Annotated in this window: 11 protein-coding genes; 4 read left to right on the top strand and 7 right to left on the bottom strand. The window is 65.6% G+C overall.

Annotated features, from left to right (window positions below):
- Positions 1-68: hypothetical protein (locus A5659_RS28935; protein ID WP_369806933.1), on the bottom strand; the 68-nt coding region annotated here is incomplete at its 3' end.
- A 428-nt stretch (positions 69-496) separates the two neighbouring features.
- On the bottom strand, positions 497-1,093 hold the full coding sequence (locus A5659_RS09615) for a TetR/AcrR family transcriptional regulator (protein WP_067021807.1): 597 nt from the start codon (positions 1,091-1,093) through the stop codon (positions 497-499).
- Positions 1,094-1,372: 279 nt separating this feature from the next.
- Between A5659_RS09615 and A5659_RS09610 the strand changes: the two genes are divergently transcribed.
- The 4 genes from A5659_RS09610 (at position 1,373) to A5659_RS09595 (ending at position 6,731) form a co-directional block, all read left to right on the top strand.
- Positions 1,373-3,001 carry a long-chain fatty acid--CoA ligase gene (locus tag A5659_RS09610; RefSeq protein ID WP_067180678.1) on the top strand — a complete coding sequence of 543 codons (1,629 nt, stop codon included), beginning with the start codon at positions 1,373-1,375 and terminating at the stop codon, positions 2,999-3,001.
- Position 3,002: 1 nt separating this feature from the next.
- On the top strand, positions 3,003-4,103 hold the full coding sequence (locus A5659_RS26905) for an AraC family transcriptional regulator (protein WP_197497964.1): 1,101 nt from the start codon (positions 3,003-3,005) through the stop codon (positions 4,101-4,103).
- A 214-nt stretch (positions 4,104-4,317) separates the two neighbouring features.
- Complete coding sequence (locus tag A5659_RS09600; RefSeq protein WP_197497963.1) at positions 4,318-5,616, top strand: FAD-binding oxidoreductase; 1,299 nt, start codon at positions 4,318-4,320, stop codon at positions 5,614-5,616.
- A 68-nt stretch (positions 5,617-5,684) separates the two neighbouring features.
- Entirely contained in the window at positions 5,685-6,731 is a 1,047-nt protein-coding gene (locus A5659_RS09595; protein WP_197497962.1) for a class I SAM-dependent methyltransferase, read from the top strand.
- Here the strand turns inward: A5659_RS09595 and lpqB are convergent.
- The 5 genes from lpqB to ahcY all read right to left on the bottom strand — a co-directional run bounded on the left by lpqB (position 6,665) and on the right by ahcY (position 13,087).
- Positions 6,665-8,419: an MtrAB system accessory lipoprotein LpqB gene (gene lpqB, locus A5659_RS09590; RefSeq protein ID WP_156748944.1), complete on the bottom strand. Its 1,755-nt coding sequence runs from the start codon at positions 8,417-8,419 to the stop codon at positions 6,665-6,667. The two genes, A5659_RS09595 and lpqB, sit on opposite strands and share 67 nt — an antisense overlap.
- On the bottom strand, positions 8,419-10,095 hold the full coding sequence (gene mtrB / locus A5659_RS09585; RefSeq protein WP_082976000.1) for an MtrAB system histidine kinase MtrB: 1,677 nt from the start codon (positions 10,093-10,095) through the stop codon (positions 8,419-8,421). The genes lpqB and mtrB overlap by 1 nt, the downstream gene beginning before the upstream one ends.
- Before the next feature lie 13 nt (positions 10,096-10,108).
- Positions 10,109-10,795, bottom strand: coding sequence for a two-component system response regulator MtrA (mtrA, locus tag A5659_RS09580; RefSeq protein ID WP_007168097.1), 687 nt, complete (start codon positions 10,793-10,795; stop codon positions 10,109-10,111).
- Between the two features lie 80 nt (positions 10,796-10,875).
- Positions 10,876-11,508: a dTMP kinase gene (locus A5659_RS09575; protein WP_067180669.1), complete on the bottom strand. Its 633-nt coding sequence runs from the start codon at positions 11,506-11,508 to the stop codon at positions 10,876-10,878.
- Positions 11,509-11,599: 91 nt separating this feature from the next.
- A complete protein-coding gene (ahcY, locus tag A5659_RS09570) occupies positions 11,600-13,087 on the bottom strand; it encodes an adenosylhomocysteinase (RefSeq protein WP_066868077.1) in 1,488 nt (495 codons plus the stop codon).
- Between the last annotated feature and the right edge of the window lie 9 nt (positions 13,088-13,096).

Raw genomic sequence — 13,096 nt, 5'->3', positions numbered from 1 at the left:
GCGGAACTGGCGGGGTTGTGGTTCTCCAGGGGCGGGACCTGGTTGGTGACGACATGCGTATCCGACATGCCACCAATATTACGCTTTTCCGACGGCTGTGCAACATAGTGTAAGGAGCTGGCTGTTTGGTGTCCCAGCTCTACGACGCCACCTTTGCATCGACCCAGAAGGCCGGGAGCGATCGGAAGGGCTGACGCAAGTTTCCGCGCATCACGACTCCGCGGTGCGCCCACGGGTCGGCGAACCTTGGCTTTGGCCAGCTAAATGCCTTAACCCGCCCGGCCCTGCATCAACGAGAACCCGCGGGCAGACATGACCATGCAACCACCAGCCCCAGTGGTTACGCCTCAGCACGCACCCTGGCGCCAGACTTCATCAACGGTCCAATGAACAAAGCTAACAGCATATTACTTTCTGCACACGGCTGTTTGAAACTAGTATCATCAGGCGAGGGCACGCCACCGCCGGGTGATCGGCGCCGGGTCGTCGGCCGTGGTCAGTCACCGACGCTGCGGGCGGCGTTGCGTATCCAGCGGGCGAACTTGGTGAAGCTTCGAGAGTCACTCAGTTCGCCCTCGGCTCGCAGCTCAGCAGATGTGGCGCAGCGGACCAGGCCTACGAGCTGAATGGCCTGAAACCGCATGGTTGGCGTTGCGGGTCGCCCGGCTTCACGCGCCAGCTCTTCGGTGATGCGATCTTCAAAGAACGACCATCGCCTCAGTACTGCCGCCTGCAGGCCGGCCGACTCGCCATACGCTTGCTGCCAGCCGAAGAGATCCGCTGCGGCTTGGGGTTGCCGACGGAGATGCTCGATCAACGTATCGGCTACGGCCATCGCCGGCGATGTCTCGGCAGACCTGGACCCCAACGCTGCCACCAGCCTGTCGAGCAGGTCATAGTCGGACAAGACGAGGTCTTCTTTGGAGCGGAAGTAGACGAAGAGCGTCTTCACCGACACGTTGGCCGCATCGGCTATCTCGGCGACCGTCACCTTGTCGAACCCCCGTTCGGTGAACAGGAGGTGTGCTGCTTCCTGGATCGCGCGACGGGTCAGCGCCTTCTTCCGCTCGCGTAGCGACGTGTCGACTCCCATGACTCCTTCATCCGCCCAGCGAGGGACATTGAACTGCCCGTACCACCTGTTTGCAATCTTGCCCGGTAGCAGCCTACCCGCAAAATGTTAGTCACTTACGTTTTTTATTGACTAACGTTTGCGTCCCACTTACGCTTGCCTGTGGGGCTCGCCCAAAGTCTCGTGAGTCGAGCTTGGCGAATCCACCAGCCAACGAGGTCAACACCGTGCCGACAACCCATGATGGTGTTCGTCGACGCATTGATCCGGGCTCACCCACAACAACAAGGGCAGTAAATTATGAAAAGCACGATGCGCGAAGCTCCCCTGCTGGTGACGGACATCCTTCGCCACGGCACCACCGTCTGCGGGAACGAGACGGTAACCACGGCCACCGCCGACGGATATCGCCAGGCCACGTTCGACGATATCGGCCGTCGGGCAGCACAATTGGCGCACGGATTGCGCAGCCTTGGCATCCGCGATGACCAACGAGTGGCGACGTTCATGTGGAACAACCAAGAACACCTCGAAGCGTTCTACGCCGTGCCCTGCATGGGAGCCGTGCTGCACACTCTCAACATTCGGCTGGCCAGCGAGCAGACTTCCTACATTGCCAAGCAGGCTGAGGACCGGGTGCTGATCGTCGACCAGTCGCTGATCCCTCAGCTAGGCCGGGTGCTGCCCGAACTCGACACCGTGCATACGGTGGCGGTGGTCGGCGACGGCGATGCGACTCTAGAGCTGCCCGGCAAGAATGTCGTTCGCTACGATGACCTCTTAGCCGGACAACCGACCACCTTCGACTGGCCTGACCTTAGCGAAACTTCGGCCGCCGCAATGTGTTACACCAGCGGTACAACCGGGGACCCCAAAGGAATCGTATACAGTCACCGCTCAACGTTTTTGCACGCGATGGCGGTGTGCAATCCAAACGCCATGGCAATCAACGCCGGTGATCGGATTATGCCGATTGTGCCGATGTTTCACGCCAACGCCTGGGGCTTGCCTTACGCCGCCATGATGGCAGGAGCCAGCCTCGTCATGACCGACAGACACCTGCAGGCGAATCGATTGGTCGACATGATCGAGAAACACAAGGTGACAATCGCCGCGGCCGTGCCGACCGTCATCAACGACGTCAAGTGCTACCTGGATGACCGTCCGCAGCACGACGTTTCATCGCTACGCCTCATCCCGTGTGGCGGCTCCGCTGTGCCCCATAGTTTGATGAGAGAGTTTCAAGACCGCTACGGCGTGCCGATCCGGCAGGCATGGGGCATGACCGAGACGTCGCCGCTGGCCGCTGTGGCTTGGCCGCCGGCCGGCATCGCCGATTCGGAGCATTGGCAGCTGCGTAATACCGCAGGCCGACCAGTGTGCGGCGTTGAGGCCCGCATTGTGGCCGATGATGGTCGAACGCTGCCCAACGACGGCGAATCCGTTGGCGAGCTTGAGGTTCGCGGAAACTGGGTCACTGCGTCGTACTTTGGCGACCTGACTTCACCACGCTCGCATGACGGATGGCTGCGCACAGGTGACGTGGGCAGCATCGACTCGCGGGGCTTCATTACTTTGACCGATCGCGCCAAAGACGTGATCAAGTCCGGCGGTGAATGGATTTCATCAGTCGAGTTGGAAAACCATCTGATGGCCCACCCGGCGGTAGTAGAGGCGTGTGTCGTGGGCGTGCCCGACCCACGCTGGCAGGAGCGACCACTCGCGGCTGTCGTAGCGAATAACGATGTCAACGTCACCCCCGGGGAACTACGCGACTTCCTCGGCGAACGGGTCCCTCGCTGGCAACTACCCGAACGGTGGACATTCGTCGACGAGGTGCCACGGACGAGCGTCGGCAAATTCGATAAGAAAGCCGTCCGCGCTCGGTACAGCCAGCGCCTATACGACGTCATCCTCTGCCATGACTGACATGTCTGACGCGAAGCCACGGGAAGGCTTCCCCTTTGACCCCAGCGATGCGGAGGACGACGACGTCGTGGTCCGACCGGCAACCGATGCTTCGCTGCGGCTTGCATGGACGAAAGCGAAGACGTTTGACGACTTTGCCGTGATCTGTTGCGGGCAACCCAACCTCAAGCTGTTGACTGATCCGGATTCGTTCTCACTTACCCAGCGGGCGGGGCGCATAGGTCCGGTCGCCGTCGCCGAACTCATTGTCGGTTCGGAGCTCTCGATCGCCCGCGGTCAGCTGTGCAATTCCTATCGAGTGCTTGTGCCGCAGTCGGGCCATGCGGTCTCTGTACATCGAGGTGCGGCGGTGACGGCCGAGCCCGGCACGGCCGCTGTCTTAACGCCGGAGGGTCACACCGCGTCGCACTGGGCAGCGGGCACCCGGATGATAGCCCTGAGATTGGACCGTTGTGTTGTCGATGATGCTCTTAGCGATGCGATCGGTCGGCAGGTGACGTCTCAAATCGACTTCGCACCCGTCATGCCGATCACCTCCGCGGCGACTCAGAGCTGGGCCAACATGCTGGTGCTGTTCACAAAGCAGCTTCTCCGGCCCGACAGCCTGCTCAATCGACCACTCGTCGGATTGCCGTTCGTCGACAGTCTGGTTCGGGGTTTCTTGCTCGCCACCAACCACCCCCACCGTGACGCTCTCACGCGAGACAAAGTGTCCGTTGCGCCACGGACGATTCGCACCGCAATTGACATTATCGAATCGGAAGCGCATCTGCCCTTGACGCTGTCTTCGATCGCCGCCCGCAGTCATGCCAGCGTTCGTTCGCTGCAGCAAGGTTTCCAGCGCCATCTGGATACCTCGCCGATGGCATACCTGCGTGAGGTCCGGCTGCGGCGAGCGCACCAGACACTGGTGGAGTCCGATCCGTCGACGGTCACAGTGGCAGCAGTCGCCTACCAGTGGGGCTTCGCCAACCTTGGCCGCTTCGCCAGCGCGCATGCCAAGCGCTACGGCGAGGCGCCTTCGGTGACATTGCGTACGGCGTTGGGCCCTGGGCGACGCGGCCAACGCACTCTGCGCGCACAGTCCGAAGCACTGCGCTGATCGGCTAGGCGGTTCGCGGATATCCCCATACCGTCAGGATCGTGCCTATCGAGTCAATATCGATAACAGCAGTGAACCCATGAGTCGTGCGTACTCTCTCCCAGCACAACCTATTTCGGACAGACGCGTCGCCGTGCTTAATCGGCGACTGGCCGGCGATGCAGTACATCCACGACATCGCGACTACCACCGCGAACGCCGAATCTGGAACTACATGATCGACCGCTACCCTGCGGTAGTGGTGCGTTGCGCCACCGAAGCCGATGTCGCCACAGCGATCGCATTCGCCCGTGAACAAGCCATTCCGCTCACCGTGAGAGGCGGCGGACATAGTGTCGCCGGATACTCCATGATCGATAACGGTGTCGTCATCTGCCTCGGCCGGATGCGCCAGGTCAGTGTCGATCCCGATGCCGGCCGGGTGCGAGTCGGCGGCGGTTGTCTGCTGGGCGACATGGACCGTGCTACACAAACTTTCGGCCTCGCGACTCCGGCCGGCGTCATGTCACAGACCGGAGTCGCAGGCCTGGCGCTGGGGGGCGGCATGGGGTGGCTCAGTCGCAAACACGGCCTTACCTGCGACCACCTGATCTCGGCCAGGGTGGTGCTGGCGGACGGCAGCGCACTGACCGTCAGCGCCGACGAGAATCCCGACTTGTATTGGGGGCTGCGGGGTGCCGGGACCAACTTTGGCGTGGTGACGGAATTCGAGTTCTCCACGCAGATTGTCGGTACGTCGCTTCCGGTCGGCATCGCGCTGTACCACATCGAGGACGCCGCGGCGGCGATCCTTCACCACGGAAAGATGATGCTGCACGCCGCCGACGACCTCAAAGTCATGATCTACCTGCGCCGCGCGTCGGCGGAACCCGGCGTGCCGGACGACTTGGTGAATGCGCCAATCTGCATGTTCGTGAGTGTATGGACGGGAGATCCGGCAGATGCCGCAGGTGTGTACGAGCAGTTGTGGTCGGGCGCGCCGAGAGTCTCTGACAGCATTCAGATCCTGCCGTATGTTGCGCTGCAGTCGTTGAACGACACCGCCATTGGGCCCGGCGCATGCAATTACACCAAAGGCGGTTACACCGGCGAGCTGACCGAGGGCTGCATCGAAGCGCTCATCGAGGCCGCTAACCGCTTGCCCAACGAGCTCTCAGCGATCGAGTTCGGCTATCAACACGGCGCCCAGGACCGGCTCGGCGAAGACGACGCCGCGTTTGCCGACCGGCATGCCGATCACATCATCAATGTGTTAGGCCGATGGCAACCGGGCGACGAAGCGAAACCCCACATCGACTGGGTGCGAGAGACATTCGCCGGAACGGCACGGTGGCAGACCGGCGGCTTGTACTCGAATTTCATGGCCATCGATGACGGCGAGCGAGTGCGACACGCCTATGGACACGGCAAGTACGAGCGGCTGGCCACGATCAAGGCGAGGTACGACCCTGACAACGTGTTCTGCAACAACGCGAATATCCTGCCGGCGAGAATCACCCGACCGGAGCTCTGACCATGCACCTAGGCCTGATCCCCGACAGCCCGGCGGAATGGAAGGCGCTGGCATCAGGACGAGTCCCGTTGCCGTTCTTGGAAACCCACTGCGCATTCGGGCTCGCACAAGCGGTGCTGACAGCAACGAAGCTCGGTGTGTTCGAGTCGCTGGCCTCGGACGCTGCCACAGCGACAGAAATAGCTAGCCGCTGTGGAACCGATCCGGTGTCCACACCGAAACTGCTGAGCGCTCTTGTCGGATCCGGATACCTGTGCTACCGCGGCGACCGATATGCGTTGACGACAAACGCGCGTACCTGGTTGCTGAGGGGAAGTCCCCGCTCGCTCGTCGACGCGGTGCTCTTCGCCGGCAACGAATGGGATTTCATGAGCCACATGGAAAACTACGTTCAAACCGGCATGCCCCTTGACATACATTGCGGCATGACCTACGAGCAGTGGGACCGCTACCAGCGGTGCATGCGTGCGCTGGCCGGCCAATTGGCGAACGAAGTCGCGCAGGTTCTCCAAGTGCCCTGCGGGGCAACCGACATGGTGGACGTGGGTGGTTCTCATGGGCGCTACTCGGTTGCGCTGTGCCGCCGTCACCACGGATTGCGAGCGGTGGTGCTGGACTTGCCCGAGGCCGTCAGAGCCACCGCCCCGTTATTGGCGGCCGAGGACATGGGACGCCGTGTGGTCCACCTCGAATCCGACGCGCTGACATACGACTTCGGCGTCGATACCTACGACGTGGTGCTGCTGTCACATCTCGTGCATCACTTCAATGCGTCGCAGAATGACGAATTGTTCGCCCGGCTCGGGCGGGCCCTGCGCCCGTGCGGCGTACTGGCGGTGTTGGAGCCCATTCGACGCGAAACAGGCGACGGCGTGGATCAATTGGCCGCGCTCAACGAGCTGTACTTCGGCGTGACCAGCCGGGCGGGCATTTGGACCGCGCGTGACATTGCCGGCTGGCAGCGCGACGCAGGTCTGCAACCCGCAGCGGAGCCGATCATGTTGAGCGATGGCGGCACCGGCTTGCAGCTCGCCACGAAGCCCGCGCGTCAGCCCGGCAGCACCGGTGCCGCCCCGGGCACCGTGAGTCCGGGCACCTCCGACCAGCCCTGCTGACCGTCGGCCGACGGCGAATACTGCAGCACCCCTTGCGGTCCCGCGACGTAGGCCGTCGACGGGTTGGCGACCACCGTGGTCACCGGCATCTGCAGACCGTGTGGCGGCGCGTCGGAGTTCACCCCGTCGATGTTCACGTAGGACACCGGATGGCTGGCGTCGGTGCGGGTCACCACGATGTCGTCGCCGGTGCGCCACGACAGCGACACCACCGAATTGCCCAACCCGAATCCGAGCCGGCGCGGGAAGGTCAGGGCGTACTGCCCGGCCTGGGTCTGCTCGACGCTGGCCAGAATCACCTGGCCGCCGATCACCATGGCCGCGCGGGTGCTGTCGCGGGACAGCTGCAGGTCGGTGATAGGCCCAGGGAACCGGGTGGCCACCGCCACGGAATCCACCGGCAGCCGGGCGGGCTGCCCGGAGGCCGGCTCCTGAATCGCCCGCAACACGTTGTTGCCGTCGACGACCACCCACACCACGTCGTCCAGCGACCACGTCGGCCGCGACAGGCTGTGCCCGTCGGCGGCCTGCACGGCCTCCTGACCCAGATCACCGATCCACAGGGACGCGGCCATGTCCGGGGCGCCGCGGTGCAGCGTCACCACCGAGGCCACCTGCCGGCCGGAGCGCGACAGCGCGGCGCCGGTCTGGTCGCCCACGCGGCCGAACGCGCCGGGCACCGTGACGGTGTGCTGGCCGTCCAGCGACACCAGTGAGCCGTTGACCAGGGCGTGCAGCCCCGCGCCCGCGCCGTCGGCGGCGCCGGGATCGGTGGCCGCGACATCCGAGGTGGTCCACCCGTCGCGGAACCGGTCGTCCAGCGGCGCGCCGTCGGCGTTGATCACATAGGGGCCGCGGATGTCGGCCCTGGCCAGCGTCCAAATGATCTGCGCCGCAAGCAATTGCCGGCTGTGCGGATCGGTGGTGGACAGCTTCTCGAGCTCGACCCGCGCGCCGCCGTAACCGCGACCGATGCCGTTCTTGCCGCCGTCGGCGCGGGTCACCGGCCCGCGCAACCGCAGCGGCGGGGCGAGCAGGTTGCGCACGGTGTGCGCCATCTCCGGCCGCGGCCCGGCGATCACCTTCGAGATCAGCTCGGTGGCCAACTGGTCGTGGTCGGGCACCGCGACGTAACGCGGGTCGGGGACCACCGTCTTGCCGGTCGGGTCGGCGAAGTACAGGGTGTTGCGCTTGTAGGTGGACTGGAACTGCTGCCAGTCCAGGAACACCCCGTTGGGCAACCGGTCGATGCGCCAACCGCCGGAGGTCTTGACCAATTCGATCGGCCCGGGGTCGGGCAGCACCCCCTCGGCGGTTTCGAACACCCCCACGTCGGAGAGCGAACCCAGGATGTCGGCCCGCATGGTGGCCGAAACCCGCTCGGCCGCACGGGTTTCGACGAACACCACGTGGTCGATCAGCAGCGCGCTACCGGCGTCGTCCCAGGCGTTGGACGCCGACTGGGTGAGGAACTGCCGCGCGGCCAGGTGGCGGTTGGCGGGATCGGCTGTGGCCTTGAAGAATTCGCGCAGCAGCACGTCCGGGTCCATGCCCGGCGTCGGCTTGGGCAGGTTCGACGGCGCCGGCCGCTCGACGGTGCCGATGGCTTGCGGCGCCGACGAGCTGGGCACCCCCGCGCAGCCGGCGAGCAGCGCGGCCAGCATCAGCAGGCCCAACAGCCGCCGCATCACAGGGTCCTCTCGGCGTGCTCACGCTGGCGCGGACGGTCTTTCGCGTGCTGCGGGCCGCTGGGAGCGGGTTGCGGAATCGGCTTCATGGGCAGCGGGCTGGTGGTGACCTTGTGGCCACGCACCAGCGGCAACGTCAGCCGGAAACACGAGCCGTCGCCGGGTTCGCCCCACGCCTCCAGCCGGCCCTGGTGCAGTCGCGCGTCCTCGATGCTGATGGCCAGGCCCAGCCCGGTGCCCCCGGACCGCCGGACCCGCGAAGGGTCGGCCCGCCAGAACCGGCTGAACACCAGCTTCTCCTCGCCGGGCCGCAGCCCGACGCCGTAGTCGCGCACGGTGACGGCCACCGTGTCCTCGTCGGCGGCCATCCGGATCTTGACCGGCTTGTGCTCGGCGTGGTCGATGGCGTTGGCGATCAGGTTGCGCAGGATGCGCTCCACCCGTCGGGTGTCGACCTCGGCGATCACCTCCTCGGTCGGCAGGTCGACCTTCAGCTCGATGCCGGCGTCCTCGGCCAGATGCCCGACGTTGCTCAGCGCGCTGCGCACCGTGGTGCGCAGATCGACCGCCTCGACGGACAGCTCCGCGACGCCGGCGTCGTGCCGCGAGATTTCCAGCAAGTCGTTGAGCAGCGACTCGAACCGGTCCAGCTCGTTGACCATCAGCTCGGTGGAGCGCGCCAGCGTGGGGTCCAGGTCGGCGCTGTGGTCATAGATCAGGTCGGCGGCCATCCGCACGGTGGTCAGCGGGGTACGCAGCTCGTGGCTCACGTCGGAAGTGAAGCGGCGCTGCAGATTACCGAACTCCTCCAGCTGGGTGATCTGGCGCGACAGGCTCTCGGCCATGTCGTTGAAGGACATCGCCAGCCGGGCCATGTCGTCCTCGCCGCGCACCGGCATGCGTTCGGACAGATGCCCTTCGGCGAAGCGTTCGGCGATGCGCGACGCCGACCGCACCGGCACCACCACCTGCCGCGACACCAGCAGCGCGATCCCGGCCAGCAGCACCAGCAGCACCGCGCCGCCGGTGATCATGGTGCCGCGCACCAGCTGGATGGTGGCCTGCTCGTTCTTGAGCGGAAAGATCAGGTAGAGCTCCAGGTTGGCCACCTGAGACGACGCCGGCGTGCCGATGACCAGCGCCGGTCCGGAGAACCCGTCGGTGTGGACGGTGGCGTACTGGTAGGACGCCTGCCCGGCCTTGACGAAGCCGCGCAGCGAAGCGGGCACCTGGTCGACGGGCCCGGCGGTGGTCGCCGCGCGCGGGCCGTCGCCCGGCACCATCAACACCGCGTCAAAGGCCCCCGCCATCCCCGCGCCCGAGGCCGGGTCGGTCTTGGAGGTCAGCGTGTTGCGCGCCAGCTGCAGGCTGCTGTCCAGGGATCGCGCCTCTTCGCCGTTGACGATCCCGCCGACGGTGGTGCGCGCCCGCTCGATCTGCTCGATGGCGGCCTTGACCTTGACGTCGAGCACCCGGTTGGTGACCTGAGAAGTCAACACGAAACCGAGCGCCAGGATGACCGCGAGCGACAACCCCAGGGTCAGCGCCACAACCCGCAGTTGCAGCGAGCGCCGCCAGGCGATGGCCACGGCGCGACTCACCGCGCCCATGCCACGAGTCATGGGACCGGAGCGTCCCCAACGGCTCCGAGTGCGTCGCCGAGAGCCCCAGATCACGTGTCCCTACCGGTCACGGAGGTCCGGCCTTGTACCCAACTCCTCGAACGGTCAACACTACGGTCGGATTTTCGGGATCCTTCTCAACCTTGGCGCGCAGACGCTGGACGTGCACGTTCACCAGACGGGTATCCGCCGGGTGACGATAGCCCCACACCTGTTCGAGCAGCACATCACGAGTAAACACCTGCCGCGGTTTGCGCGCCAACGCCACCAGCAAGTCGAATTCCAGCGGTGTCAGCGAGATCTGCTCGCCGTTGCGGGTGACCTTGTGCGCCGGCACGTCGATCTCCACGTCGGCGATGGACAGCATCTCGGCGGGCTCGTCGTCGTTGCGCCGCAGCCGCGCCCGCACCCGCGCCACCAGCTCCTTGGGCTTGAACGGCTTCATGATGTAGTCGTCGGCGCCCGACTCGAGGCCCAGGACCACGTCGACTGTGTCGGTCTTGGCGGTCAGCATGACGATCGGCACGCCGGAGTCGGCGCGCAACACCCGGCACACGTCGATGCCGTTCATCCCGGGCAGCATCAGGTCCAACAGCACCAGATCGGGGCGCAGTTCGCGCACCGCCGTCAGGGCCTGGGTGCCGTCACCGATGACCGCAGTGTCGAAACCCTCACCCCGCAACACGATGGTCAACATCTCGGCGAGCGAAGCGTCGTCATCGACGACGAGAATCCTTTGCCTCATGGAGTCCATGGTGTCACCAGATCGGGACAAAACTCGGACATCACACGGGCGTTTCTTCTTCGAAAGGGCCGAATCGTGACAAATCTGTGCTAGTCGGCGGCCAAATCGGCGGCCAGCCGGCCGGGATCGACGTCCGCGTCGACGCTCAGCCACCGACCACCCCAGCCCGCGGCGGCCAGGTCGGCGTACACCGCGCCGGTGCGCTGCTGCAGCCCGTCGTCGCGTTCGTAGCTGTCCCGCGCGCGGCCAGGATCGGACTCGGCCCGGCGGCGGGCCCGCCGCCGGGCCAACTCGGCCGGCACCGCGAGCAGCACCTGCCAGTCGGGCACGGGCAGGCCGAGGCGCCCGTATTCCAGCGCGTGTATCCATGCCACGGCCGGCCCGGCCGCGTCCTGATGCAGACGGGCGGCGGTGTAGGCCGCGTTGGAGGCGACGTAGCGGTCCATGATCACCACGTCGTGCTCGCGGCGCAGCGCCTCGATGTCGCCGACGGCCCCCGCGCGATCCAGCGCGAACAGCATCGCCATCGCGTACACCGACGACGCGAGATCGCCGTGCTCGCCGTGCAGGGCCTCGGCCGCGATGTCGGCGGTCACCGACTGCCCGTACCGCGGGAAGGCCAGCAAGGCCACCGACTTGCCGTCCGCCTCGAACAGCTTGCGCAGCTTGTCGGTCAGCGTCCGCTTGCCGGCGCCGTCGATGCCCTCGATCGCGATCAGCACGGCGCGAGCCTAGCCCGTTGTCAAGCGCCCGGCCGGCTGGGCACGCGGTGCCGAACGCCCGGCTGGCCGGGCGTTCGGCCGAAGCGCCGGCTCAGTAGCGGTAGTGGTCGGCCTTGTAGGGACCGTCGACGTCGACGCCGATGTACTCGGCCTGCTCCTTGGTGAGCTTGGTCAGCTTGCCGCCGAGCGCCTCGACGTGGATGCGGGCCACCTTCTCGTCGAGGTGCTTGGGCAGCCGGTAGACCTCGTTGTCGTACTCGTCGTTCTTGGTCCACAGCTCGATCTGGGCGATGACCTGGTTGGAGAAGCTGTTGCTCATCACGAACGACGGGTGTCCGGTGGCGTTACCCAGGTTCAGCAACCGGCCCTCGGACAGCAGGATGATCGACTTGCCGGTGTCCGGGAACGTCCACAGGTCGACCTGCGGGCGGATGTTGGTCTTGGTGGCGCCCGACTTCTCCAGCCGCGCCACCTGGATCTCGTTGTCGAAGTGGCCGATGTTGCCCAGGATCGCCTTGTCCTTCATCGCCTTCATGTGCTCGAGGGTGATGATGTCCTTGTTGCCGGTGGTGGTGATGACGATGTCGGCCTCGCCGATCACATCCTCGACGCGCTTGACGTCGAAGCCCTCCATCAGCGCCTGCAGGGCGTTGATCGGGTCGATCTCGGTCACGGTCACCCGCGCGCCCTGGCCCGCCACCGACTCGGCCGAACCCTTACCGACGTCGCCGTAGCCGCAGATCAGCACCTTCTTGCCACCGATCAGCACGTCGGTGCCGCGGTTGATGCCGTCGATCAGCGAGTGCCGGCAGCCGTACTTGTTGTCGAACTTGCTCTTGGTGACCGAGTCGTTGACGTTGATCGCCGGGAACGCCAGGTCGCCGGCGGCGGCGAACTGGTAGAGCCGCAGCACGCCGGTGGTGGTCTCCTCCGAGACACCCTTGATCGACGCGGCGATCTTGGTCCACTTGTCCTTATCGGTTTCGAAGCGCTTGCGCAGCAGGTTCAGGAACACCCGGTGCTCGGTCGAGTCGTCCTCGTCGTCCGGCGGCACCACGCCGGCCTTCTCGTACTGCGCGCCGCGCAGCACCAGCATGGTGGCGTCGCCGCCGTCGTCTAGGATCATGTTCGCGGGCGCGGCGGCGCCGTCTTTATCGGGCCACGTCAGCACCTGCTCGGCCGCCCACCAGTACTCCTCGAGCGTCTCGCCCTTCCACGCGTACACCGGGACGCCCTTGGGCTCCTCGGGGGTGCCGTGCGGGCCGACGACCACCGCGGCGGCGGCGTGGTCCTGGGTGGAGAAGATGTTGCAGGACGCCCAGCGCACCTCGGCGCCCAGCGCGACGAGGGTCTCGATCAGCACCGCGGTCTGCACGGTCATGTGCAGCGAACCGGAGATGCGCGCGCCCTTGAGCGGCTGCACGTCGTGGTACTCGCGGCGCAGCGACATCAGACCCGGCATCTCCTGCTCCGAGAGCTCGATGTCCCGGCGACCGTAATCCGCCAACGACAGATCGGCGACCTTGAAATCGATGCCGTTTCGAACGTCGGGGGTGAGTGCGTTTTCGGTCGTCGTCATAGCGTGTTC

Source organism: Mycobacterium sp. 1165196.3 (assembly GCF_001673415.1).
Taxonomy (GTDB): domain Bacteria; phylum Actinomycetota; class Actinomycetes; order Mycobacteriales; family Mycobacteriaceae; genus Mycobacterium; species Mycobacterium europaeum_A.
Note: the sequence above shows the minus strand (reverse complement) of the source record. Positions and strands in the feature narration are given on the sequence as shown.

Bases quoted from the DNA above. Each gene is read 5' to 3' on its own strand.
- A5659_RS09615 (WP_067021807.1), bottom strand. From the start codon at position 1,093: ATGGGAGTCGACACGTCGCTACGCGAGCGGAAGAAGGCGCTGACCCGT.
- A5659_RS09610 (WP_067180678.1), top strand. From the start codon at position 1,373: ATGAAAAGCACGATGCGCGAAGCTCCCCTGCTGGTGACGGACATCCTT.
- A5659_RS26905 (WP_197497964.1), top strand. From the start codon at position 3,003: ATGTCTGACGCGAAGCCACGGGAAGGCTTCCCCTTTGACCCCAGCGAT.
- A5659_RS09600 (WP_197497963.1), top strand. From the start codon at position 4,318: ATGATCGACCGCTACCCTGCGGTAGTGGTGCGTTGCGCCACCGAAGCC.
- lpqB (WP_156748944.1), bottom strand. From the start codon at position 8,419: ATGCGGCGGCTGTTGGGCCTGCTGATGCTGGCCGCGCTGCTCGCCGGC.
- mtrA (WP_007168097.1), bottom strand. From the start codon at position 10,795: ATGGACTCCATGAGGCAAAGGATTCTCGTCGTCGATGACGACGCTTCG.
- ahcY (WP_066868077.1), bottom strand. From the start codon at position 13,087: ATGACGACGACCGAAAACGCACTCACCCCCGACGTTCGAAACGGCATC.